The sequence below is a fragment of the Chryseobacterium sp. JK1 genome (assembly GCF_050632815.1).
Lineage (GTDB): Bacteria > Bacteroidota > Bacteroidia > Flavobacteriales > Weeksellaceae > Chryseobacterium.
Map to the genome: position 1 here is coordinate 25,553 of NZ_JBODRU010000004.1, position 25,367 is coordinate 50,919.

The following is a 25,367-nucleotide window of genomic DNA, read 5'->3' on the forward strand; positions in this document are numbered from 1 at the left end:
TTAAAAGAATTATGAGTTAAAAATATTCTATAATTGATAACTCATAATTGATATTTATTTAAGTTTTTCGTTATTCTGGTGCCGATCTTTGTCGCGGTCCGTTTTAATTTTCATTTTTCTGTCGAAAGCATCCTGCAGATTAACTCCTGTTTGATTGGCCAGGCATAATGTTACAAAAAGTACATCTGCCAGTTCTTCGCCCAGATCTTTAGTTTTGTCACTTGCTTTTTCACTCTGTTCGCCATATCTTCTGGCAATAATTCGTGCAACTTCCCCTACTTCTTCGGTAAGCATTGCCATATTGGTGAGCTCATTAAAATATCTTACGCCAATGGTTTTGATCCACTCATCAACCTGTTGCTGTAATTGTGTAATTTCCATTATTGATAAGCGCCTAAAGTTGGGTTAGCGGTTCTGGATACATTCACAATATCGAAAGGTATTGTGCCGGCAACTGAAACGTTTCCTTTTCCAATAGCCGGAGAGGTAGATTTTACTCTTAAATTCATTTTTGCCATAAAGTAATTGACAAACTGAGGTTCAGTATTTTTGATACTCTGAATCACATTAGCATTATTATCAAAAGAGAAACCTGCTTCTGATGTACTCGAATATTTCAGTAAACAGTTTTGGATGAGATATTCAAACTGCTGTCCCGGAGTAGGTTCAAAATGAACAGAATTATCTCTGTCCGAATATACAATACTGTTTCTTATATTAAGCTGCTGCAGAGCTCCCTGTTCTGTTTGTCCTGCATCATTTTTCCATTCGTTAGTGGCAAAAATTCCGTTTCTGTCGAAAGTTCCCATTGTTTTAGAATAGTTGGCAATGGTTGCATGTGTGTAGTTATGTTTTCCGCCTCTGAAAATTCCTATACAGGATAAGCCGCAGTTGTTCATCACAAGATTATTGGCTGTAACAGTAGAACCTACTGCATAAATACCATATTCAAAGAAAGTATGAATGAATGAGTTGGTGATAGTAGCTGTAGTTTGTCTCATTTCCAATCCTCTCGTTCCTCCGAAAAGTCTTGCATTCTTCATATTAAGGATAGAATTGGCCTCCATTCTGATAGAATTCCAGTTTTTGGAAATCGTATCATAATAAGGATCATTTCTGTCACCACGAAGAATTACCTGATCGGTCTGTGTTCCGTTAATATTCAAAATAGCTCCGGAAGATACTTTCATTCCACTGTTTTTGTGGAAATATACTTTAGTTCCAGGATCAATATCCAGGGTAATATTAGGTTTAATGGTCAGATCTCCATAAATAATTTTGGCCTTATTATTACTCCATGTTGTAGAGCTGGAAATTACATTTGGGTTGGTAGGTGTTTGAATAAAGAACTCAGCATCCTGCACTACAGAGAATAAAGTAACATGCTGTTGACCGGCAGGCCCGGTGAAAACTACTTTATCTTCAGCAATAGCTTCAGGGCCGGTTGCCTGAGGAGCGATTTCAACAAAAATATAAAGACTGTCCTTTTTTCTTAAAGGAACATTATTAAAATCAAATCCCGGCTTTCCATCTACGTTGATTCTATATAAGGAAGCGGCTCCTTTTTCAAGATTTACTCTTGGGATCAGGATATCTTTATCTTCATTATTATATACCTTTACAACATAAGTTTCTGAACGAACCTGATGATATACTGTATCACAAAATACCGTGTCTCTTGAAAAACGAAGCTGTTGTGATGGCGTATCAAAGGTGATATCATCCTTATTACATGATACTGCTACAAGTAACATCCAGAAAGAAAAAGCCAGTAATAATTTGAATTTCATCGAAATTAAAGTTTAAGTAGGTTCCAAATTTAACGAAAATACTTTAAATTTCTTATCAATAAAAAAATAATGAATTCAGTATTTGGAATTTTAAAAAAAAGTCGTACTTTTGCAACCTAAAATTAGCAGAGAAATATCCATTACTATTTCGAAAGCAAACTTTAATTTTTTTAAAAATAGTATTATGAAAAACGGAATTCACCCAGAAAATTATAGACTTGTTGTTTTCAAAGATATGAGTAACGACGAGGTGTTTCTTTGCAAGTCTACTGCAGAAACAAAAGACACTATCGAGTACGAAGGACAAGAGTATCCTCTAATCAAAATGGAAATCTCTTCAACTTCTCACCCTTTCTACACTGGTAAAGTTAAATTAGTTGACACTGCAGGTAGAGTTGATAAGTTCATGAACAAATACAAAAAATTCGCTAAGTAATTTTTGTATCACTACAAATATTAAAGTCTTCCAATGATTTGGAAGACTTTTTTTATTCCCGAAAATTTGGAAGAAGAAAGTAAGGACCAGTTGCTATTGGCTTCGGCCAAAACTTTTTTTATCTCTTCAGACTTCCCACATCTTTTTGTATTTTTGTTTAGACAGAATTTAGAACCTGTAAGTTAACTATAGAGAGCTTGGCTTCAGTTTTTAATTTCTAACTTCTAACCCTTAACTTCTAAAAAATGCAATTAGTATTTTCAGACGCACAATATTGGGAGGATTTCCTTCCGCTTACTTTTACCCGCCCGGTGGCTGCCATGAGATGTGGAATTCTTACATTTTCTGAAAGATGGCAGAAAATTCTGGAAAATACCGAGGTGACTTATTTTACAGAAATGTATCTTCAGGATAAATTTAAAACTCCAGAAGAAAAAGAGAGTCTGTTTTTAGTTTCCAATTTTTTACCTACAGAAAAAGTAATTCAGCAAATTAAAGATCTTAAGTTAGGAGAAGCTTTAGTGTATGAAGATGAGTTGATTGCGGCTAAAATTAATATGAAAGGGTTTTCTCTCAACCAGATTGAAAAGATGACCGATATTAAAGAAGAACTTATTTTCTTTAAAAAGCCGAAAGACTTATTCACGTATAATCATCATGCTATTGATTTCGATTTTGATCTTCTTACCAAAGGCAGAGCTTCACAGGAGTTGTCTTCAACCAATGGCTTTTTAGGAGATAAAAAAGATCTTTTTATTGAAGAAGGAGCTTCAGTTGAATTTTCAACGATTAATACCAAAACCGGTAAAATTTATATAGGTAAAAATGCAGAGGTCATGGAAGGTTGTAATCTCCGTGGGCCAATCGTTTTAGGGGAGGATTCCAAATTTAACCTTGGAGCTAAAATTTACGGAGCCACTACCGTTGGTCCGCACTGTAAGGTAGGGGGAGAAGTTAATAATATTGTGATTTTCGGATATACAAGCAAAGGGCATGAAGGATTCGTAGGGAATTCTGTGATTGGTGAATGGTGTAATTTCGGTGCAGATACCAATTCTTCCAACCTTAAGAACAATTACAGCCACGTTAAACTTTGGAACTACAGAAACAAGGCGTTCGAAGATACAGGATTACAGTTTGCCGGTCTTATTATGGGAGATCATTCCAAAACGGCTATTAATACTCAGCTGAACACAGGAACAGTGATAGGAGTAGCTTCCAATATTTTTAAACCAGGTTTTCCTCCCAATCTTGTAGAAAACTTTTCCTGGGGTGGTTTGAAGGATGATGAGAGATTTAAATTGGATAAAGTATATGAAGTTGCAGAAAGAGCAATGGCAAGAAGGAAAGTGGCTCTAACAGAGGAGGACAAGGCTATTCTTAAGCATATTTTTGAAACATATTAACCAGATAATATAAAAAACTTCAATTTTTTTTGAAGTTTTTTTATTTTTGATGTAATAGATTGGAAACGGCAGTTGTCTTACCTATAAGAAACAAAACTCATGACCCAAGAAACTTTCAAGAATACGGTGTTTATTCTCAAAGACGAGATGTATCGTTTTGCGAAGCGATTTGTCATGAGCAGTGATGAGGCAGAAGATGTGGTTCAGGATCTCATGATGAAGTTTTGGCAGAAGAAAGATGAACTTGAGCAGTTTGGAAATCTCAAATCCTATGCGCTGAAGTCCGTCCGGAACGAATGCCTGAACCGGCTGAAGCACCACGATGTAAAGATCGGTTTTGCGGATATGCAACTGCATCGCTCGGAACTCTATAGTATGGACGTGAACAACCTTAAGGAACATATTATAGGATTTATCAACCAGCTACCGGAAAAACAAAAGATGGTGATCCACTTGAAAGATGTAGAAGAGTATGATATTTCTGAAATTTCTGAAATGCTGGAAATAGAAGAAAATGCAGTAAGGGTAAACCTTATGCGGGCAAGACAAAAGGTAAAAGAACAAATCTCACAACTGATGAGCTATGAACAAAGATCAATTACAAGATAAATATAACGAAGTCTTCCAGGAAATAAAGGAAGAAAAGATGGATTGGAGCTTTGATGACTTCCTTCAAAAGGCAGAAGGCAAAGATACTGAAGAAAATGCCGCTCCCATCATCCCTCTGAAAGAGAATAAAAAACCTTCCTTTCCCAAATGGTTTTGGATGGCCGCCAGTGTGATGCTGATTGCGGGGTTGGGGATTTTCCTTAATAAAAACTATGATACCGGTGCCACAGACAGAGAAAAACTCGTGAAAGACGAGATTCTTAAGCAAAAATCTGGTTTCATAGAAGAAAATAGCGATCATCAGGAGCAGGTAGCGGTAAATCATACCGATTCTATTTCCGGAGCGAAAAAAGACTCTATTTTTCAGGAAAATCAAGTGGCGGAAAAAGATGTCATGGATCAAATCCTGCCTAAAAGAGGAAGACTTAAAAAGGAAGCCAAACCTCGTTATGTGAATAATACTTCCTTCGGGACCAAAAAAATAAATGATTCTACGGTATACAACGACTCTTATGTTACGGTAAACGGTAAAAGAATCAGCAGTGAAAAAGAAGCCATAGACGTTGCCAAATACTCCTTTATGAAACTAGGAAACGAATTTAAAAAAACGGTAGCTTCTTCGCAGAAAAACGAAAACATTGACAGTGAATACTAAAAATCCGAGCAATCTCATGAAAAAAATATTTTTTATAATCGCCATAATTTTAAACAGTTTGGTAACTTATTCTGCACAAACTGATAAATTGAACCAGCTTTTTCAGGATTTTGAAAAAAATGGCGGCGTAACCTCTATCAATATTAAAAAGCCTATGTTTAAGCTTTTAAATACCATTGATGTAAACGACGCATACGTTGGAAAAATAAAACCCATCCTGAATGAAGTAGATGGTCTTAAAATTCTGATCATTCCTAAGGCAACATTTCCCGATGCTTTAAAGGATGAAAATCTTGCAAATATCAAACTCAACGAAGAAAAAACTGAAAAAGTAAACAGAGCATTGAAATCTCTTAACTTTAATGAACTTCTATCATTAAACAGCGATGGTACTTCCATGAAGTTTTTGGCGGAAGATGAGAAGGATAATTATCTGGAAAATCTCGTATTTAACGTTGATTCTAAAGAAGAGAACATTATTTTTATCCTCAACGGAAAAATGAAGCTGTCTGATGTTAATAAGATTGTAAACTCTAACGGGCTAGCTACCAATTCTGTGACGACTTCCGTAAAAACTGATTTTACTTCAGAAAATACATCCTCTTATCTGAATGGAGACAGCAGAAACGTGGGAGCCTTTTCGAAAATTGACGTTAGCGAAGGGGTAACGGTTAACTTTAAACAGGAAAATACAAGAAGCGTAAAAGTAATTGCAGATGCTGATAAACTTCAGTATATAATAACAAGAGTAGAGGATGGAGTTTTGAAGATCTATATCGATAACAAAGGGGTTCGAAATTTGAGATTTAAGAATCTAAGCGTGAATGTTTCTTCACCAAGCCTTCAAAGAATTAAAACTTCATCAGGGAGTATTTTTACTGCAGTCAATCCTATTTCAGAGAACAGTTTAGAGATTGAAGCCGATTCGGGATCTATTCTTAAAGGAAAGTTTGATATCAAGCAGGCTACAGCGGTATCGGTAACTTCGGGTTCTGTTCTGAAGGCTGATATTTCAACACAGAAAATGGCTCTCAGCACATCAAGCGGGGCCAATGTAACATTATCCGGACAGGTAGCATCAGCTGCCATTGATATCAGTAGTGGAGCCTACTGTAAGGCTGAAGACCTTAAGATTAATACAGGTATTGTAGAAGCGACTTCAGGAGCAGCTCTTTCCATCTTGGTGACAGAAAAACTGAAAGTAAGTGTATCTTCAGGTGCTGATGTAAAATTAAGAGGTAACCCTGAACTGGATGCTTCAGTAGACAAACTTTCAGGAGGTAGCCTTAGACAGATAAAATAAAAAACCAACTATGAAAACTCTTAAACACATTTTTCTGACGATCCTGGCAATAGGTATACTTCAGTCATGTATTGTTTCAGAAAAACCTAATATGGAATTTTTCTCAAACTCAAAATATGACTTCAAAGGCGCAAAGTTTGCGAGCATCAATGTACCGATGGTTCTGGCTAAATCTTATATTAAAAAAGCTTTAAAAGAAAGTGGTGAGAGTGAGGAAACGATCAATCTGGTAAAAAAGGCTTCCAAAATAAAAGTTCTTACAGTTACCAACGGAAGTAAAGAGATGCTGGAAGATTACAGCCAATATCTGAAAGATCATCATTACGAAGAATGGGCAACGATTAAGCACGACGGTGATGATGTCAATATCCGGGTAAAGCAGGATGGTGATGCTATTAAAAATATGCTGATCACGGTAGGTTCCAAAGAAAAAGAACTTGTTTTTGTAGATGTTAAAGGAAATTTTACAACGAACGATATCTCAAAGATGATAAGTTCAGTTTCTGGAAAATAAATCATAGGTTAGCTAACAATACAAACTGCTTTAACCAGCTGTTGTAAGAATTTTATATCATACTTTTCAAGTAGTTTCTACATATTCAATTATTTTGTACAATAACCGTTCTTGTTATAAGAGCGGTTTTTCGATTTAAGTTATTGATTATTAAATTTTATTTAAACTATCAAAAAGGATTTTCATATCTCACCAAAATAACCTAATTTTGCAAAGAAAGTAAAGATGTCTATTCATAACAAAATTGTAGAGACAGCCATCACTTTCGATGACGTTCTTCTAGTCCCTTCTTATTCAGAAGTTTTACCTAACCAGGTTTCATTAAAATCAAGACTTACCGACAAAATTACGCTGAATGTTCCGATAGTTTCCGCTGCGATGGACACTGTTACAGAAGCTGATCTGGCTATTGCTTTGGCAAGAGTTGGAGGTTTAGGTTTTATCCACAAAAATATGACAATCGCTGAGCAGGCTGCACAGGTAAACCGTGTGAAGCGTTCCGAAAACGGAATGATCTCAGATCCTGTAACGCTTTCTAAAGATCATACTTTAGGTGATGCTAAAGGTTTAATGGCTAAATATAAAATCTCTGGTTTACCCGTTGTAGATGCTGAAAATGTATTAATTGGAATTATCACAAACAGAGATGTAAAATATCAGGAAAACCTTGACGTGAAAGTGGAGGAATTCATGACGAAAGATAATTTAATCACTTCTGATAAAAATACCAATCTTGAAAAAGCGAAAGAAATTTTGCTTAAAAACAGAGTTGAAAAGCTTCCTATCGTAGATGCTGAAAACAAATTGGTTGGATTGATTACGATTAAAGATATCGACAATCAGCTTGAATATCCAAATGCCAACAAAGATCAGAACGGAAGATTAATCGTTGGAGCAGGTGTTGGAGTTGGTGAAGATACTTTAGAAAGAATTGAAGCATTGGTAAAAGCAGGTGTTGATATTATCGGTATTGATTCTGCTCACGGACATTCTATTGGAGTTTTAAACAAAATCAAAGAGATCAGACAGGCGTATCCTGATTTGGATATCGTTGGTGGGAATATTGTAACAGCTGAAGCGGCTAAAGACCTTATTGAAGCTGGAGCAAATGTTTTAAAAGTAGGTGTTGGTCCTGGTTCTATCTGTACAACAAGAGTTGTTGCTGGGGTGGGTGTTCCTCAATTATCTGCCATTTATAATGTTTACGAATATGCTCAGACTAAAAATATTGCCGTAATCGCTGATGGTGGTATTAAACTTTCGGGAGACATTGTAAAGGCAATTGCAAGTGGAGCAGGAGCTGTGATGCTAGGTTCACTTCTTGCTGGAACTGATGAAGCGCCAGGTGAAGAAATCATCTTCCAAGGTAGAAAATTCAAAACATACCAAGGTATGGGAAGTCTTTCTGCAATGAAGAGAGGTGGAAAAGAAAGATATTTCCAGAGTGAAGCTAAAAAATTCGTTCCGGAAGGTATTGAAGGAAGAGTTCCAAGTAAAGGTAAGTTGGAAGAGGTTATTTTCCAGTTAGTTGGAGGTTTAAGAGCAGGAATGGGATATTGTGGAGCAAAAGATGTTGCCGCTTTACAAACTGAAACCAAAATGGTAATGATCACAGGAAGCGGATTGAAAGAATCTCACCCTCACGATGTTATCATTACTCAGGAAGCTCCAAATTATTCATTATAAAATCATAACCAAATTGATTATAAAGCCGCACAGTTAGTGCGGTTTTTTTTGTTTTAACTGATTGATTTTCAGTTTTTTTTGTATTTAATATGCTTTTTGACTTCATTGGGTATTCTGTAAATTTTTACCGTATAAAATATAAATAATTGAATTAATTAATTTAAAAAGTAAGAATGTTATTGATTTTATTTTTATATATCATTGTAACAATAAAACTATTTTTGCTACTAACTGTAGTGATGTTTTTAATTAGTATTGATTTTTCTATTACAAATGATCCGTACTGATTTGAAAATAATAAATCTATAATCTCATTATTTTTTAAATTATTAGAATGAAGAAAACTATCCTTTGTGGGGCAATGCTGCTTTCCCTTTCATTATCTGCACAACAAAAAAAAGATTGGTGTGATTTTGATACAGAACAAAGAGGGCATCAAAAACAAAACCAGGAAATCGACGAGATGATCCGAAACCTCCGTGAACGCATTATTGTTGCCAATCAAAATAGCAATGCTAAGAATGGAGGAGCAGCTTATAAGACTGTGAACGGTGTTTATGAGATTCCTGTAGTGGTACACGTAATAGTACCTACAGGTTCAGCTGTCGGTACAGATTACAACAAGAGTGATGCCCAGATTCAGGCATGGCTTGATCGTTGTAATGCAATGTATGCCGGTACTTATCAGTGGGCTCAAGGTGTTCCCGCAGATTTTGGCTCTGCTGCTACAATGCCGATAAAGCTAGTTTTGGCTAAGAGAGATCCTAGCTGTAATGCAACAACAGGTATTATCCGATACAATGGTGGATCATTAGCAGGATATGATTCTTACGGAGTAAAACGTAGTGGTGCTAATGGAGTTACCACGGCTCAGGTAAAAACTATTGCTCCACACTGGCCGGAAGCTTCCTATTTCAATATCTATATCATGAACAAAGTAGATGGAGGTGGGCAATATGGAATTATGGGCTGGGCAGGACTACCTCAGAATCCTGATTCTTCATATGAATCTTTCATGAAATCTTTCGTAGTAACTCTGCAGGATGATATTACTTTAGCACATGAGTTTGGACATAGTATGGGTTTACTTCATACTTTTGGAAATGCTAATGCAGACGCTCCGGCGGGTACTTCTGATGTGTCCTACTGTCCTCCACAAACAAATAATAACTGTGCACAGGATGACGATCAGGTTTGTGATACGGAAAGATCCAGAAGTTTACTTAATGACTTCCCGGTTCCTACTAATAACAGCATGAATTACTGTACAGGGACGAACTATCAGGGAGTACAGTATAACATGATGAACTATACCAACCCAAGAGCATTCAAATTTACTGACGGACAACATGACAGAGCAGCCCTTTATTATTTCTTAATGAAAGGTTCTCTAAGCACTTCGTTAGGAGGAACTGCGCCTACTGCAGCTTCTACAATTGGAACTCCTATTGCAGCATGTACTCCTACCGGGATAGCAACCCCTGGAAACTATTTTGTAGGACCAACATTAGTGAAATTAGGAAATATAAATAATGCTTCAACAGGTTTTTGGCAGAATGCAGCTAACTACTACGAAGATTATACAGGAGCAAGCTGTCTGAGAGCTACTTCTACAGAACTTCTTTCTACAGGGACTCATAATCTTCAGGTAAATGTTTCAGATTCAAATAATGAAGTTAGAGCTTGGATCGATTTTAATAACAATGGTACTTTTGAAGCTTCCGAACTTGTTGCTTCCGCAGATAATATTGTTGCGGATCCTACTACATTAATTGGTACCTTCAATGTTAACTTTACAGCTCCTGCTTCTACAGTGCTTAATACACCATTAAGGATGAGAGTTATTGTGGACGATGAAAATGCTAATATTACTCCTTGTGGACAATTGAAGTACGGACAGGCTGAGGATTATACTGTAAAATTTGTAACAACATTAGGAACAAGTGAAGCTGCTTTGGAGAAAGATGATTTGACAATCTACCCTAATCCGGTTGCTACAGGAGATAAAATCTTCATTAAAGCTAAAAATGGTAAAAACCTAAAAGTTTCTATCTCTGATATGTCAGGAAGACTGATGGCAAGTCCGTCAGTAACTGAAGATGGAAATGGAATATTCAGAGTAAGCCAACAACTTGAAAAAGGAGTTTACATGATTCAGGTTTCCAATGGGAAAGACAGTAAGTCTTCTAAACTGATTATCAAATAATAGATCAATCATATTTTTATATACAGAATGCCTCCGTACTAAGGAGGCATTTTTTATTAAATGTATTGTATAGATTAAATAAAAGCCTCCGGGAATCCGGAAGCTTGAGGTAGTTTATTTGTTTTAATAGGTTTTATTTTTTCAGGAACTTAAATTCGTGATGTTTAAGATCTTTAGTTATGATTGTTAATACATACATTCCTGGAGAAAGTTGAGAAACATCAATCTTAGAATCAAACATTTCAGATCTTACAAGTCTTCCGTCAATATTATAAATTTGAATAGTACGCCCGTCATTCATCCCTGAAACACGAATGAAATCTGAAACCGGATTAGGGAAGATCTGTATTTTATCCTTTTTTACTTCTGAAGTAGCTAATGTACTCGTTTGTACATCGCCTGTCATCGTAGAATTAACAGCTGTAAGATTTCCCCCGCATTGCCCGTTCGTGATTGCTGTATTCTCAACCCATGTTCCTACAAGGTTTCCGGGAGGAATAGGAAGAGAATTATTCCCTGTAGAATTATAATAAATTAAATAAGGGTTGGTAAAAGTACCGTTTCCTTCATCTCCAATAAATTCCCATCTTGTAAGAGCATTGTTCCATTGAATTTTAAATTCACAGGTTCCTAATCCACCACAAGGCTGTTGGCCATCTATAGGAGTTGTCATGTAGATATTTTTATTAAAAGTATCTACTCCGGTTTTGTTGAAAATAAAGGTATTTTGACTATCAAACAAATTGGGACAACCGTTAAAAGTTATGGTCTGCGCAAAAGCTGAGCTTCCAATGACCAGACCCATTAAGTAAAGTAGTTTCATAGTTTTTTAGTTTTGGGTTGGGTACACACCTTGCAGCGCAATAATGCATTTCAATGTTATGAAAGGAGGTCTGTTTTCATGGGGTTGGTTTCCTCCAGCGTTGCTTATCATAGTACTGTTCATGGTAGTATTTGCTATAGCATTAGAATATTCTTTATCAAGAATTTTTGTGTCTGCAGGAAGACTTCCTGTTGGGATGTTCTGATTACCTTCGCTGGTTACTGCATTTACAGTGTGGCTGTGAGCAGGCATTTGTGTTACGGTTAAAGTCACAGATTCACTTCCTCCTGTCTGTCCCATAGTATAAGTTGTTGGGCCTCCGGGAGCCTGGCCATTATGAACAACCATTCTCCCTCTCATATCCGGTAAAGCAAAATTAGTCGTTCCGTTTCCTCCGTAGGTGGTTCCCAGAAGAGAAAAAAGAGCTGTGTTTTGTGCTATAGGAAGCAATTGCCCGTTGCACTCGGCCCAGTTCTTAGGGGGGAAGTTATAAGGAACAAAAGCAATTTGCCCTAAAAAAGGTTCTGTAGCTTGCGCTTTTACAGTAGGTGCGAACGCACTGCATAGTAATGTACATGCAATTAGTAAGTTTTTCATGATAGTAAGATTTATTGGTGTAAAATTAGAAAATATTTCACATAATATAATTGAATAAGAGAAAAATATTGCATTAATTTTAGTAATAATTAGATTTTATTAATTGTAATTTAATGTATTATAGATTTTTTCTCTAATGTCTTGCTTTCCTGAAATTGGAAAGCATTTTCTTTCATAGAAGATGAATGAAGTTTCACTCATAATTATTCTAAGTTTTAATAAAAGAAGCTGACACGATTTGGATATTGATTAAATGATAAAACTATTTTTTGGCAGAGGTATATTGCTCAATAAAAAACCTTCCTGCATCAACAGGAAGGTAATATTAATAGATCAGAATTGATTACTTATCTAAATTGTCCTTAAAATCCTCAATACGATAATTGGTGAGAGCGTTTCCCTTCTCAATTTTTTCCTTTGAATAAAGTCGGAAATCATTTTCAGTTTTCTCTAAAAGATAATCGTAAGGTCCTACATGAGATATTAGTTTTACCAGAACAGGGGAAATTTCAAGGCAGATGAAAAGTCCCATGATGAAAGTAGCGGCCAGTCCAATAATTGCAGAATTTTTTCCAAGTTCATCCAATGCCTGAAGCCTTGCAGCAAATCCATTGAATTTATCCTCAAAGGTTTCCGTAGATTTTCTTTCCGTTTCCAGATTGGTATATACTTTAGAAATTTCTTTGTCGAGATATTCTAACCTAGGAGTAGTTTGTTTCTGATAATTTTCAAGATCCTGTCTTCGTTGCTCTTTTAACTGTTGTTTACGTTTAGCATTAGGCCCATATCCTTCCTTTCCACTTGTTAAGCCCGATTGTTTTCCCAGAATTTCCTTTTCAAGCTCTACCGACGCAGAATCATATGATTTCTGATACTGTGCTATTTTCGCTGAAATCTGTTGCTTCTCAGTTTCAAACGGGCCACTTTGTTGAAGGATTCTACCGCTCATCTCACCCTGAAGCTGTTTTTTATTCCGTTGAATAATCGTATTCAGCTGTTTATTAACTTCTTTTTCAAAGATTTTAAGTTCTAATGGCTTGGAAATAATAATCCCTAGAAACGTTGCCAATATCAGACGGGGAATAGCCATTAGAATTTGATTCCACCACGTTCCTGTTTTTTTGATAGATGAGACAATATACCGATCCAGATTAAAAATCATCAGTCCCCATAGAACTCCAAATCCTATTGAGGTCCAGACATCATCAAATACAGTATACATAGCATACCCTGCCGATAAGGTCGCAAATACGGCAGTGAAAAGGACAATTCCCCCGATTCCTGAAAACTTATTCCATTCACTCGGAGTTTTTCTTAAGATATGGATGTTCCCTCCAGAACATACCATGAGAAACTTTTGGAACCAATTTATTGTATGAGTTCCTTGATTTATAGTTTGTTGGTTTGTTTTCATAACTGAAAATTTATACAAATGTACTACTAAAAATCATACCAATGTAAAAGATAGTATTATGTTTTACCAAGTAATTTTTATTTTCTTAAGATTGAGTTGGTAGTTTGACTATTAAACTTCCTTATTATGTTTGATTTTGTTTATTAAAAATGCGACATGTTTTGTCGCAATACAAAGATATTTTTGCAAAAGAATACTGGAAATTTAGCTTTTCAGTAAAGAATATATGTGATAGAATAAATAAGCCTACTAAATCCCATAAGTATGATTTTTTTAGATTAAAAAGATTAAATTTGCAGCGCAAGACTAATTATAAACTCAAATATATAGCGAGAATGAAAAAACTCTATCTTAGTGCATTGACCTTATGCACGGTCTTAGGTATTTCTGCTCAGGAAGTTATATGGCAGAAAGATATTAAATCCTCAACGCAGGATTTCTTAAGCCAGGTGACCACTACAATTGATCAGCAGTACCTTATTACAGGAAGCTCTATTCAAAGCGATAAGCAGCAAGCTTCAGGCAGTAAGCAAAACAATGGGTACGATTTCCATCTTATTAAATTGAATCAACAGGGACAGGAAGTCTGGGAAAAATACTTCTCAGGAAATAATCATGACTATTTATCAGCTACCGTTACCACTCAGGATGGTGGTTTTCTATTAGCCGGAACATCTTATTCCGGAAAAGGGTTGGATAAAAAAGATGATTCTAAAGGCGGTTCAGACATCTGGCTGATCAGAATCAATGAATTTGGAGATGAGTTGTGGCAGAAAACACTCGGAACCTCTTCTGATGAAGAAGCCAGATCTGTTATCCAAACAACAGACTTAGGATTTTTTGTAGCCGGAAATGTTCAGGACTCATCCAAAGGGTATGGTTCTAAAGATGTTTGGATCAGTAGAATTGATAAAGACGGAAAAGAACTTTCACAACTTATTTTAGGCGGAAAAGGTCTTGATGAAGTGGAGAAAATGATTCCCACGAAGGATGGAGGCGCTTTACTGGGAATGTATTCAAGAAGTTCCGAAGTTCGTGTTTCGGGATCCGAACAACGATCAGCTAGTTCAACAGCCATTAGTCAGATGCCAAAAGCCAGCAGCAATTTTGGTGAAGGTGACTATTGGATTGTCAAATTAGACAAAAACGGAAAAGTAGAATGGGAAAAGAACTTTGGAGGAAAAGGAGACGATCACATCCGAACATTGGCTTTGACTTCGAATGGATTTATCATCGGAGGAGAATCGAGATCTGAAAGATCCGGAAACAAAACGGTAGGCATCGAAGAAGGAACTGATCTATGGCTGATTTCTTTGAATGAAAGAGGCGATGAACAGTGGCAAAAATCCTACAATTTTAAAAACAGAGATATTCTGATGAGCATGAGTGTACTGCATTCAGCGGATGATAAATCTTCTAAAGGAATTTTATTAGGCGGTTATACTCAGGCAGAAGGAAGAATAGAAAAGGATGATGAAACCTTCTGGATGCTGTATCTGGATGAGAATGGTAGTGAACAGTGGAGAAAACACATCACCGGAGAATCCAGAAAGAGAGAAGAAAGGTTATCTGACCTCAAGCTGAACAGAGATGGTTCCATTATTCTGGCCGGAACAAGTGCTGAAGAATTGGGAAAAGAAAACTGGAAGATCGTCAAGCTCGGTGACAAGCAGGTTGATAAGTTAATAGAGAAATACGATATCAAAATCTATCCTAACCCAGTATCCGACTATGCTTATGTAGAAATCGGTTTCGACTTCAAGGAAGCAGATATTTTATTGTATGATATGGGTGGAAGACAGCTTCAGAATATAAAAACGAAGAATAAGGTAACCAAGATTAATACACAGGCATTGGTACAGGGAGCTTATCTGGTGGTTATCAAAACGGATACGAATAAAACAGCTAATGCAAAGCTGATTAAGAAATAAAACTAAGAATCATGAAAAAAACATTGCTATTATTGGTATGTACCTTGTATTTTACTTTATGTACCGGACAAAGTGCAGATATTGAAATTACACGGCCTACACCTTCTGTTGCAGGATTATCTACTTACAGCACAATGCCTGTTTCGATACAAACGGGAATTCCTGATATTTCTTATCCATTAATTAGTCTTGGGATCGCTAATAAGTCAGTTAGCATCAATTTAGGACTGAGTTATCATGCAGGCAATACTCATAGTGATGAATGGGTAAGTGAGGTAGGACGAGGATGGTCGTTTTTAGGAGGTGGTGTTATCTCCAGAGAAATCGCTGGGGACTTTGATGAATCATTTGATGATAGCAGCTATGCTCGTTATGTCAAAAATGAATTTGATGATATTTATAACTTCAGTACTCCGGAAGAATCAGGCAAATTTAGGATAATAAGAGATATTGTAAACAATACCTTTAGTATTGTAAAGCTCACGCCATATACTTCTAAAATAGAGTATCAGCGATCTGCCAATCAGGCAACCCTCATTTTAGATTCCTTTACTGTAACAAGTGAAACAGGAACTAAGTATGTTTTTAAAGATTACGATATTAATACAATGACCGTAATAAAATATATGAATCCTTCTACAGGAGATACTCAATATGCGGATCAGAAGTATAGAAGTGCTTTTTATCTTTCTTCCATTCTTGATGAAAATAATCAGGAGTTGGTTAAATATACCTATTTACGAGATATAAAATATGTTTCAGGTCCAGGTCCTCAGATTATTGATGCAGAATTTAATAAATTAACTAGCATAGGGGTCAAAGATCGTGGAATTATAGAAATTAGTTACGATAAAAATGAGGCATATGCCCAACATAATGACATATTTGCAATTAACAGTATCGTATTAAAGACAGCAAATAATGCTTTTGTTAAAAAATATACTTTTGATTATTCCTATAAGCCAATAGGTACTTCTCAGGAATTTTTACGGTATTTAAATTCTTTCAGTCAAATAGATACAAATGGATTAACCATTGAGAAATGTGCTTTCACTTATGAAAATATACCCTTCCTTGGGAGAAATAACGAATTAATAACTAGCGATATTTGGGAGCTGACAAAAATTAAATTGCCAACAGGGGGTATTGTCGAGTATAATTATGGTTTTCCGACGAGTGATATTGACAGAGTAGAAACTCTTCCTATTCCTAAAGTCGTTCTAGCGGATATTTCATTTACAAGAGCCAATGGTCAAAGGAAGTATGCTTTTACTTTAACAAATACTAAAACTTTGGACATAGATGCTTCAGGAATTGGTCAAGTGGCTGCTTTTTCTTGGGCAATTCAATTCTGGAGAAAAGTAGGAAACTCATTTGTAGTTTCGCATAGTTTAGGTCAGCCTATAGATCCGGTTCCTGGTCTTGAATATATTCAAAGCAGAACATTTGAACCGGGGGAATATTATCTTGATTTATATTGTAACGATGAGTCGTGCCCTACTTCTACATTAGATTCTCCCGCTTTTGTTGAGATATGGCGTGAAGGGGATGGTCCGGCTACTCAGATAACCATTAAAGAGCGTCATATAACAGGACCACCAAGAGTTAAGAATATTAAATATTATAATACTTCTACTATAGATCCTCTTAATCCTCCTGTACCCGCAAAAATAGAAGAATATGAATATGATAAATTTGATGAGCCTGGTACTTCAAGCGAGTTTCCGGTAGGAGAGACAAGGATTTATAAGAATGTAAAGGTTTCTAGTGGAAATAATATGGGATATACTAAATATTATTTTAGAGCACCGGATGCTTATCCTCAACAAGGGGATTTCTGGCCACACTATAACCTTACCCGCGAAGGTCTTCTTGATAAAAAAGAGATTTATAATGCATTGAATCAAAAATTATCTGAGGATTTATATGATTACACAATTGAAGAGTTTGATGGGCCACTCTATAGTTTAGCTTCAATACAGGTAAAAACTTCATGGATAAAAAATAATAAAGTGACTTCTAAAAGTTATTTTGACTCTGGTACTATGGAGATTAAAAATGAGATCTTCAGAAACACCCATAATAATAAAACTAATCTTGAACGTACTACTTCTTCTGATGGCAGTATCCAGGAAACGATGTATCAATATGCACTGGAAAAGAATAATCAGAAACTTATTGGTGCTAACATGATTGGGATTCCTTTAGAAACCTCATCCATAGTTAAGAAAGATGCATCGGATGCTGGAAAACTATTATCAAGAGTAGAAACAAAGTATGATAACAGTGGAAATAAATATCCTTCTTCTTCTGTTTCTTATAATTCCCAGAACATTCTTGCATCTGAGGTAATTTTTAACAGATATGACGATAAAGGAAATCTGGAACAGTATACACCTAAATATGGACAGCCCGTTTCTGTTATTTGGGGATATAACAAAACTCAACCTATTGCCAAAGTAGAAGGTGCGACTTATGATCAAATCGCTCCGTATGTGTCCAATATTATCAATGAATCCAATGCTGTAAATATATCTGAACAGGCTCTTCAGACTTCTCTGGATGCCTTTAGAAATAATACTGGTCTTAAGAATTATTCGATCACTACTTATGTGTACGACTCTTTAACAAGATTGAAAACGACGACTCCTCCTACAGGAATTCGTGTCATCTATCAATATGATACTTCCGGAAGACTGGAGAAAGTAGAGGATGAAAGTGGAAAATTATTAAAGAAATACCAGCACAACTATGGACATTGATTATGAGTAACGAGTGCTTTATTATAAAAATTTAGCCATGTAACTTTTAATCTATAACTTCTAATATCTTAATTAAGATGAAAAAACTATTAATACTATTTGGTTTTCTGTCTGTCACTCTATCAGAGGCACAAACAGCAACTGAAAACTATATATCAACTACGAACTGCCTGAATGAGGACTGTACAAAAAACACATATACCGTAAAGTACTTTGACCTTTTGGGAAGACCAAAGCAAATTGTTAACGTACAGGCCTCTCCAACGGGAAAAGATGTTGTCACTCATATTGAATATGATCAGTATGGGAGAAAAGTAAAAGATTATCTTCCTGTTCCCCAGCTTTCAAGTGGTGCAGGTAATTATTATTCAGGACCTCTAGGAGTTTATCCTACAACTTACGGGGATGAAAAGATCTACGCAGAAAAAATTGTTGAAAATTCTCCGTTACAGAGGGTTTTACAGCAAAAGTCGATCGGTAACGAATGGAATAATAAATCTGTACAATTGGGATATGATACCAACAAAGTCAGTGAAGTTTATCAATATCTCATTTCTACAAGTTGGGAGAACGGGGCGACTAAAAGTATTTTGAGCCTACCTCCATCAGAAACATATGCTCCTGGTCAACTCTATAAAACTACGGTAAAAGATGAGGATGGAATAGAAACAGTAGAGTTTAAAAATACAAAAGGACAAACTATATTGGTCCGAAAGATTATGAGCTCTACAGTACATGTGGATACTTATTATGTATACAATGAATATGGTCAGCTTGTTTTTGTACTTCCTCCAGAGGCTATTCATAAAGCTATTACCGATGATCTTCTGAACAATTTGTGTTACCAGTATCGTTATGATGCTATGGGGCGCCAGGTAGAAAAGAAAATTCCCGGAAAAGGTTGGGAGTATACAGTATATGATAAACAAAATAGGATTGTAGCTACTCAGGATGCCAATTTGAAAGAAAAGGGACAGTGGATGTACGCCAAATACGATCAGTTTGGTAGAGTTGCTTATACGGGAATTAATACAGGGGGAACTAGAGTTGCTGAGCAGGCAGAAGCTGATACGTTTGGTTCTAATAATGTAGATAGAGGTGATGTTATATATTTTTATAGACAGGGAATGGGAGTATATTACGGAAGTTCCGATCTTACCTATCCTAAATCACCAACCTGGGTAACTTTGTTGTCTCTGAATTACTATGATACTTATCCGGCTGTAGTTCCTTCAGGAGCTGAAGTACCCAATACTATTGCAGGGCAAAAAGTTCTTAAACAGCTTGGGCAAAGCACATCATCCGTAAATACCCAAGGTCTGTCGTTGGCTTCTTATGTAAAGAATATTGAAGACGATGCATGGACAAAGAATTTAATGTATTATGATGAAAAAGGAAGAACAATTGGAACTTTTACAGAGAATCATCTTGGTGGATATACCAAAACAGAATTAGAGTTAGATTTTTCAGGTATAGTAAAGCAAAGTAAGGCGTATCATAAAAGACTGATCACAGATGTTGAAAAAGTAATCACTCAGATTTTTACCTATGATAACCAAAACAGATTATTGGTTCATAAGCATCAGATAGACACAAATCCTGTAGAAATTCTGGTGCAGAACGAGTATAATGAGCTTTCGCAGGTGAAAAGCAAAAAACTTGGCGGAACCAATGTTGCTCAACCTCTGCAAAGTATTGACTATACTTATAATATTAAAGGCTGGTTGACTAAGATCAATGACCCTTCCAATTTGAATGGAAAGCTATTCGGATATGAAATGAAGTATACCAACCCTGTGAATGCCAATGTAGCCTCAGGGAAATTCAACGGAAGTATTACAGAAGTAGATTGGAAGAATGCTTCAGAAAATGTGCTTAAAAGATATAATTATACTTACGATGCACTTAGCAGACTAAAGGATGCTGTATATTCAGAGCCTAATGCTTCTGTTCCATTCAATAATAATTATAATGAATATTTGACGTATGATCTTAATGGAAATATTAAGACTTTAAAACGTAATGCTTTTCCGGTTACAGGAACTACAGCGACCCAAGTCGATGATCTTGTCTATGAATATACAGGAAACCGCTTAACAAAAGTTACTGAAAATGCACTAAATGATACCGGATACGAAGGCGGGAACAATACAATTTCCTATGATTTGAACGGTAATATGAAAGATATGTTGGATAAGGGAATTCAATCTATTGGTTACAATTATCTGAATCTTTCCAATAATATGACCGTACAGCAAAACAGTTTTGGGCAGTTGTTATATGGCTCTGTGGGATATCTTTACAGTGCAGACGGAACTAAGCTTCGTAAAACCTATTCAAAAAATCCTCCGAGAGGATCAACATCAACCCAAATGACAGACTATCTGGACGGGTTTCAGTATAGTTATTTGGATAGGGGTGGAATTTGCCTGACCTGCAGAACTGAAAATGCTTATGAGGTTCAGGCATATAAAAATATTTTTGATCCCAATCTTCCTGTTACTCCAGAATGGAAACTGGATTTTGTTGCCACTGCAGAAGGTTTTTACAGTTTTACAGAGAATCGTTATATTTACCAGTATAGGGATCACCTTGGAAATAGCAGGGTTACCTTTGCTAAAAATAATGAAGGAGTTTCTGAAATTACCGATACCAACAACTATTATCCTTTTGGGTTAAATCATACGGGAGGGAACGGATTGAACTCTTCCAATTTTGGAAGTCTATACAGTTATAAGTATAACGGTAAAGAGCTTCAGGAAACTGGTATGTTTGATTACGGTTGGAGGCAATATATGCCAGATCTGGGAAGATGGAATGGAATAGATCAGTTGTCACAGGCATATACTTCTACCAGCCCTTTTGCCTATGTTGCTAATAATCCTATTTCAAGGAGAGATCCTGATGGAAGATGGATGGATGAAGCAGGCCATATTGATACCTCAGGATATGCAAATCCTTTTACAATTATGGCACATTCTCAAATGCTGATGACGGAGTTTATGGGGAGGACCCCAGATGAAGGCGGTGGAGGCGGTAACTATCTGGCTTTTGGCCAGACCACAGCTTACTCTGATTTGATGGCTGCTTTTCAAAATGGAGGAGACTTTTCTCTTAAAGTCAATAATGGATATATGAGCTGGTGGACTGGAGGTGTTTATGGTGATGCAAATACTGCCCAAGAAATGATTGGGCATCTTGTGAATCTTGCAAAAAATGTTAATAATAATTTTACAGACATTGTAAGTAATCGTTATTTTACTGCTGGGCTTGTAACAACAAGTGAGTCTTTTGCTCGTTTGGGAGCTTATTCTATAGATAAAGCATTAAGACCAGATTATTCAGTAAATTATACTGTACTGAATAACAATGCAAAGCCATATAGAGTTACTACTATAGCGGGCTTGAAAATGCAACCTTCAACGGCAGCTACAATTAGTAAAGTTGCTAAATATGGAGGATATATTTTAGCAGGTGTCTCTGTAGTAGCTACAGAAGCTCAATATGCAAGTGGAAGTATTGGAAATACTGAAAGAGTGATGAATCATATGATGACTGGTGTTGGTCTAGTACCCACACCATGGACTATGGGTATTGCTCTGGTATATGGTGCTGTCACAGGAGGCTACCAGGCTGTAACAGATAGAAGTATTTTCAATGATTTAGGGTTAGGTCCTCAATAGCAAATTTTTAAAAAATGATAAAATATATAGATTATTTAATTTTCCATTTAGATTGTTTGTATAAGAAAATGGATAAATTTAAATATAAAGATCGAGGAACGGAAAAATTTTGGTTGATAATAATAATTTCAATTTTTATTAATGTAAGCTTTTCAAGTATTGATAATATTTTTTTTGGAAGCTATTTTCGTCTCCAATATAAGAATATCTTCTTTTTTTTAGTAATGCCAATTATTATGTTAATAGTCAACTTACTATTTATAAAAAATGAAAGATTTTTAGATTATGATTTTAAAGAAAGTTATAAAGGATATTTAGTCTTACTGATATTATTTCTAATAATGATAGTACTTATGATCATGGTTAAACCAATAAAATAGTAAGATAAATTTAAAATTTCAATCCCCTCGCTGACACACAATTGCATCGTGTGGTAAACTAATAATAACAAAACCACTGCTATTAAGCAGTGGTTTTGTATTGTAAAAAAAGGTTCTATTTCTGTATAAAGAAAACTTATAAAATTATAGATGTAATAGTAAAATCCTTTGTCATTCCATATTTTAAGAGACTGTTTACCATAGAATCTTATAATGATTATGCACCAAAAATGTAAAGCGATTTATATCTTAACTGTTCGAATGTGCTTCGGACTTCCTTCGAGTGCTCTTCGGAAAAAGAATCATTTTTCCGAAGCTCATTCGAAGAACACTCGAACAACTATCGAAGAAAGTGGGTTTTAAACCTGTCACAACTGGTCATTATTTTCGGGAGTGATTGGCTATTGAAAATTCCTTTATACATTCGTTCAGGTAACTAAAAAATATAGTAAAATGGTACGAATAGCAAAAAAACGCTCCGTTATTGCACGATTACATCGTATGGCGAAGTGATAAAATTATTGATAAAAGACTTATCCAATCAACTACTTCAGCCTATCCGGATTCTGCTTCAGGAAACTCTCCCAGCCGGAATACGATTTTGTATCGGTAATGGTTCCCGAATTAAAATGATGACATACCGCAACGGCAAGTCCATCAGAAGCATCTAAATATTTGGTGGGGAATTCCTTCAGGTTAAGAAGATTTTGAAGCATTCCTGCTACCTGTTCTTTACTGGCGTTTCCGTTTCCGGTAATAGCCATTTTGATTTTTTTAGGAGAATATTCTGTGATGGGAATATTTCTGTATAAGCTGGCAGCCATCGCAACCCCTTGAGCACGCCCAAGTTTTAACATACTCTGTACATTCTTTCCAAAGAAAGGAGCTTCTAAGGCTACTTCATCAGGATGAAACTCATCAATTAAAGAAAGGGTTCTTTCAAAAATGTATTTAAGCTTGGTTTCGTGATTAGGGTATTTTTTGAGGATAAGCTCATGGATGGATACCATCTCCATTTTCCCTTTTTTTACGGAGATAATACCAAATCCCATTACTGTGGTTCCTGGGTCAATTCCTAAAATTATTTTCTCTGAAATCATTAGGACAAAGATAAGGTTTTATTAATTTTTTTTAATGATGAAAAAAAATTCAATTAATGGTGATTTGTGTTGGAATCTTTCTTAATTTTAATGAAAAATGATTATGAAAAACGTATTTACCTTATGTATTGTTCCCACAATGCTGTTCTGTAGTTTTCAGAAACAGAGTGAATTACCGCAGAAAAGAGCGGTAGCAGTGGAAAATACGGTTGCCAAAAGTGACCGGATTATCTATTTGTTTTTTAAAGCAGATAAAGACCAGTCAGGAAGTGAAAAAATTGTTCTTCAGGAAAGTAAAATTTCAGAAGGCAGACTGAAACTGGTTCCATCTTTTAGTCGGGATGAAGTTGAAAGCGGAGATTTTATCATCACCATTTCTGGAGATGGAGGAAAAGAAGTTTCAAAACAACTTGTCAAAAATCCGTTGCATCCTGAGCTGGAAGTGTATGAAAAAGAAGGCATTTCCAGACACAAAACTTTACTTTCCACTGCGGAATTCAGTGTACGGTTCCCTTACTCTGAAAATATCCAATCTGTAAAAATTGAAAAAGCACAAGCTGACGGTGTACAGCTCCTATTCACTCAAAAACTATAAACATGAAAAAAATTTTATTTGCCCTTTTAATCGGAAGCAATTGTTTTGCTCAGGTGTTTGATAAAGTTTCTTTACTCCAGAACGGAAGTAATGATAAACGAATTATTATTGCGGTGTTGGGAGATGGTTTTACAAGCACCCAACAAACCTCTTTTGTATCATCGGCACAGGCGACAGTCAATTATCTTTTTACCAAAAGTCCATATGCTGAGTATAAAAACTACTTCAATGCATATGCGGTTAAAGTAATCTCTACGCAAACCGGAGTAAAACATCCGGGAACGGCTACAGACGTTACAGAGCCTGTAATACCTGTTTCCAATCCCAATAATTATCTGGGGTCCAGTTTTGATAATGGGGTACACAGATGTATTTACAGCAGTACAACCAATAAAGTAGGTCAGGTATTGGCTGCCAATGTTCCTGATTATGATATCACCTATGTGCTGGGCAATTCTACAGAATATGGTGGATGCGGAGGCGCTTATGCATTTGCCTCTTTAAACAGTTCTGCCAATGAAATTGTAGTTCATGAACTAGGGCATTCTTTTGGGAAATTAGCGGATGAGTACTGGTTTGCCGGTTCTGGTGAATCTCCGAATAAAACTCAAACCTCTAATCCTTCAACAGTAAAATGGAAAAATTGGGTTGGCTTAAACAGTGTAGGAGTTTATCCTTATACAGAAAGTCCAAGTTGGTTTAGACCCCATCAAAGTTGCGAGATGAGATATCTGAATCAACAGTTTTGTTCAGTATGTAAGGAAGCTATTATAGAAAGAATTCATTCATTGGTTTCGCCCGTGGATTCATATTCTCCTGCCAATACCTCTTCTGTAAACGCCAATGCTAACGTTACTTTTACAGTGAATGAAGTTTTGCCGATACCAAATACTCTGGTCAATTCATGGAAGCTTAATGGAACCGCACTGAGTGGAACAGGAAATAGCATAACAATTACCCCATCACAGCTTAATACAGGAAACAATACATTGATTTTTTCTGTGACCGATAACACGTCGCTGGTTAAAGTCAATAATCATAGTACCGTTCACTTTACCAATGTAAGCTGGACGCTTAATAAATCAACCGCTAAAGTTTCTAAAATTGCTGCTAAAGAAAAAGGATTTAGTATCTACCCGAATCCTACAGACGGCGTATTTTATATCAGAGCGAAACAGGATTTCTCAAAAAATACCAAAATTGAAGTGTATGATGGATCTGGAAAATTAATTTCAGCAAAGTCTGAATTAAAGGATGCCTCAACTTTATGGGTTGATATCAGCCACGTTCCTACAGGCTCTTATCTTTTGAACGTTACAGAAGATAATCAGCAGATCATCTCTCAGAAAATAATCAAAGAATAAATGTAAACCGGCTTTCAAGGCCGGTTTTATTTTTTAGGTTCCAACAGTTTTTTCTCTGCAATAGGAACCCACTTGCCGTCATGGCGTAATAAAAGTATTTTGTCAACGATAAA

19 protein-coding genes are annotated in these 25,367 nt (G+C 36.0%); 13 read left to right on the forward strand and 6 right to left on the reverse strand.

Annotation, left to right across the window (positions count from 1 at the left end; genetic code table 11):
* Positions 1-54 precede the first annotated feature (54 nt).
* Both ACQ76T_RS19040 and ACQ76T_RS19045 read right to left on the reverse strand, forming a co-directional pair.
* Positions 55-381, reverse strand: a complete 327-nt coding sequence (locus ACQ76T_RS19040; RefSeq protein ID WP_431344838.1) for a nucleotide pyrophosphohydrolase — start codon at positions 379-381, stop codon at positions 55-57.
* On the reverse strand, positions 381-1,790 hold the full coding sequence (locus tag ACQ76T_RS19045) for a hypothetical protein (protein ID WP_431344839.1): 1,410 nt from the start codon (positions 1,788-1,790) through the stop codon (positions 381-383). The genes ACQ76T_RS19040 and ACQ76T_RS19045 overlap by 1 nt, the downstream gene beginning before the upstream one ends.
* A 184-nt stretch (positions 1,791-1,974) precedes the next feature.
* Between ACQ76T_RS19045 and ACQ76T_RS19050 the strand changes: the two genes are divergently transcribed.
* From ACQ76T_RS19050 to ACQ76T_RS19085, 8 genes are all read left to right on the forward strand, one after another.
* Entirely contained in the window at positions 1,975-2,226 is a 252-nt protein-coding gene (locus tag ACQ76T_RS19050; RefSeq protein WP_002976190.1) for a type B 50S ribosomal protein L31, read from the forward strand.
* Between the two features lie 245 nt (positions 2,227-2,471).
* Positions 2,472-3,632, forward strand: coding sequence for a putative sugar nucleotidyl transferase (locus tag ACQ76T_RS19055; RefSeq protein WP_431344840.1), 1,161 nt, complete (start codon positions 2,472-2,474; stop codon positions 3,630-3,632).
* Positions 3,633-3,731: 99 nt separating this feature from the next.
* Positions 3,732-4,241, forward strand: coding sequence for an RNA polymerase sigma factor (locus ACQ76T_RS19060; RefSeq protein ID WP_431344841.1), 510 nt, complete (start codon positions 3,732-3,734; stop codon positions 4,239-4,241).
* A complete protein-coding gene (locus tag ACQ76T_RS19065) occupies positions 4,216-4,896 on the forward strand; it encodes a hypothetical protein (protein ID WP_431344842.1) in 681 nt (226 codons plus the stop codon). Before ACQ76T_RS19060 ends, ACQ76T_RS19065 begins: the two co-directional genes overlap by 26 nt.
* A 16-nt stretch (positions 4,897-4,912) precedes the next feature.
* Complete coding sequence (locus tag ACQ76T_RS19070; protein ID WP_431344843.1) at positions 4,913-6,199, forward strand: DUF4252 domain-containing protein; 1,287 nt, start codon at positions 4,913-4,915, stop codon at positions 6,197-6,199.
* Positions 6,200-6,209: 10 nt separating this feature from the next.
* On the forward strand, positions 6,210-6,713 hold the full coding sequence (locus ACQ76T_RS19075; RefSeq protein WP_431344844.1) for a DUF4252 domain-containing protein: 504 nt from the start codon (positions 6,210-6,212) through the stop codon (positions 6,711-6,713).
* A 225-nt stretch (positions 6,714-6,938) separates the two neighbouring features.
* On the forward strand, positions 6,939-8,399 hold the full coding sequence (gene guaB, locus ACQ76T_RS19080) for an IMP dehydrogenase (RefSeq protein WP_431344845.1): 1,461 nt from the start codon (positions 6,939-6,941) through the stop codon (positions 8,397-8,399).
* A 334-nt stretch (positions 8,400-8,733) separates the two neighbouring features.
* Positions 8,734-10,605, forward strand: a complete 1,872-nt coding sequence (locus ACQ76T_RS19085; protein WP_431344846.1) for a GEVED domain-containing protein — start codon at positions 8,734-8,736, stop codon at positions 10,603-10,605.
* A 133-nt stretch (positions 10,606-10,738) separates the two neighbouring features.
* On the opposite strand, the gene ACQ76T_RS19090 is transcribed toward ACQ76T_RS19085, so the two are convergent.
* The 3 genes from ACQ76T_RS19090 to ACQ76T_RS19100 all read right to left on the reverse strand — a co-directional run bounded on the left by ACQ76T_RS19090 (position 10,739) and on the right by ACQ76T_RS19100 (position 13,439).
* A complete protein-coding gene (locus tag ACQ76T_RS19090) occupies positions 10,739-11,428 on the reverse strand; it encodes a T9SS type A sorting domain-containing protein (RefSeq protein WP_431344847.1) in 690 nt (229 codons plus the stop codon).
* A 6-nt stretch (positions 11,429-11,434) separates the two neighbouring features.
* On the reverse strand, positions 11,435-12,025 hold the full coding sequence (locus ACQ76T_RS19095) for a phage tail protein (protein ID WP_431344848.1): 591 nt from the start codon (positions 12,023-12,025) through the stop codon (positions 11,435-11,437).
* Positions 12,026-12,368: 343 nt separating this feature from the next.
* Positions 12,369-13,439 (reverse strand): DUF4407 domain-containing protein, encoded by a 1,071-nt coding sequence (locus tag ACQ76T_RS19100; protein WP_431344849.1) that lies wholly within the window; start codon positions 13,437-13,439, stop codon positions 12,369-12,371.
* A 335-nt stretch (positions 13,440-13,774) separates the two neighbouring features.
* On the opposite strand from ACQ76T_RS19100, the gene ACQ76T_RS19105 reads away from it, so the two are divergent.
* From ACQ76T_RS19105 to ACQ76T_RS19115, 3 genes are all read left to right on the forward strand, one after another.
* Positions 13,775-15,370 (forward strand): T9SS type A sorting domain-containing protein, encoded by a 1,596-nt coding sequence (locus ACQ76T_RS19105; protein WP_431344850.1) that lies wholly within the window; start codon positions 13,775-13,777, stop codon positions 15,368-15,370.
* A gap of 11 nt (positions 15,371-15,381) precedes the next feature.
* Positions 15,382-18,132 (forward strand): hypothetical protein, encoded by a 2,751-nt coding sequence (locus ACQ76T_RS19110; protein WP_431344851.1) that lies wholly within the window; start codon positions 15,382-15,384, stop codon positions 18,130-18,132.
* Positions 18,133-18,209: 77 nt separating this feature from the next.
* Positions 18,210-21,815: a DUF6443 domain-containing protein gene (locus tag ACQ76T_RS19115; RefSeq protein ID WP_431344852.1), complete on the forward strand. Its 3,606-nt coding sequence runs from the start codon at positions 18,210-18,212 to the stop codon at positions 21,813-21,815.
* A 925-nt stretch (positions 21,816-22,740) separates the two neighbouring features.
* Here the strand turns inward: ACQ76T_RS19115 and ruvC are convergent.
* The gene (gene ruvC / locus ACQ76T_RS19120; RefSeq protein ID WP_047424950.1) at positions 22,741-23,295 is read right to left on the reverse strand and encodes a crossover junction endodeoxyribonuclease RuvC; all 555 of its coding nucleotides are present in this window, start codon (positions 23,293-23,295) and stop codon (positions 22,741-22,743) included.
* A 103-nt stretch (positions 23,296-23,398) separates the two neighbouring features.
* Between ruvC and ACQ76T_RS19125 the strand changes: the two genes are divergently transcribed.
* Entirely contained in the window at positions 23,399-23,890 is a 492-nt protein-coding gene (locus ACQ76T_RS19125; protein ID WP_431344853.1) for a hypothetical protein, read from the forward strand.
* Positions 23,891-23,892: 2 nt separating this feature from the next.
* Entirely contained in the window at positions 23,893-25,254 is a 1,362-nt protein-coding gene (locus ACQ76T_RS19130) for a M64 family metallopeptidase (RefSeq protein WP_431344854.1), read from the forward strand.
* The last annotated feature ends 113 nt before the right edge of the window (positions 25,255-25,367 follow it).